Annotated in this window: 1 protein-coding gene; it reads left to right on the forward strand. The window is 63.1% G+C overall.

Translation table 11 applies throughout. The annotated features are described in order from the left end of the window. On the forward strand, window positions 1-1,029 hold a 1,029-nt coding region (locus AC1DYD_RS41410), incomplete at its 5' end, for a Tn3 family transposase (protein ID WP_478178499.1). Window positions 1,030-1,147: the final 118 nt, after the last annotated feature.

Here is a 1,147-nt window from a genome sequence, read left to right on the forward strand (position 1 = left end):
CGCGCAAATGAGCGCGTCGTCGAGTTTCAGCGCACCTTCCCGCTTGCAGCGCTATGGGGCCCCGGCGACAAGGCCTCTGCCGACATGATGTCGTTGGACGCTTCCCAGCACCTGTGGAACGCACGCGTCGATCCGCGGCGTCGTACTTACGCTGCCGGGCTCTACACCCACGTCCTGGATCGCTACGGCATCGTGTACGACCAGCCGATCGTGCTCAATGAACGACAAGCCGGTGCCGCCATCGCTGGCGTCGAGCATTACAACCGTGAGCAGCAGGATCGCTTGTCGATGGTGGCTGTTGATACCCACGGGTACACCCACGCCGGAATGGCAGGAGCGAAGCTGCTCGGCTTCGACCTGTGCCCTCGACTGCGCGCACTGGCGGAACGCAAGCTGTACGTTCCTTCGGGTTGGCGCGCTGGGCGGGACTTTGCGCAAGCGATCGAGCCGGTCGTCAGCACGAGCGTAGCGCTCACTGCGATCCGCACCGGTTGGGACGCAATGCTTCGTTTCGCGGCTTCCATCCGCACTGGACGCATCAGCGCCAATGTCGGGCTGCGTCTGTGGGGAAGCGCAGCCACGGGTGATAGCGGTCGTCGCGGTGCCGAAGAGCTTGGACGGCTTCTCAGAACGGTCTTCCTGTGCGACTACCTCACTAATCCAGACTTCCGCCGAGAACTGCACACCTTGCTCAACCGTGGCGAGTCGGTCCACCAACTGCAGCGGGCCATCTACTATGGACGCATTGCGCCAGAGCGCGGCCGTCGTCGAGACGAACTCATCGCTATCTCCGGTGCGCATGCCCTCCTCACCAACATCGTGATCGCCTGGAACACCGCGCGCATGCAAGCCGTGGTCGACCGTTGGCGAAAGGAAGGCATGGACGTCGAGGACGAATGGCTGCGTCGGCTTGGACCGGTGCATTTCGAGCACATCAATTTCCGCGGCACGTTCAGCTTCGCGGTGCAGCGGTACGCGAAGGCGCTGATCAGGCAAGGACCGGCTGCTCGACAGACCGCGCGCGAATAGCCCGTCGTTTTTCATCGTGGCAGTGACGGCGTCGGAGGCGGCCACCGGGCTCACCATTTCAGCATCGCCACAAAATGCACGAAAACCAGCGTCCGGCCAAACGCGAGCATCTCGCAAC

It is taken from the genome of Variovorax sp. P4_B11 (genome assembly GCF_056402355.1).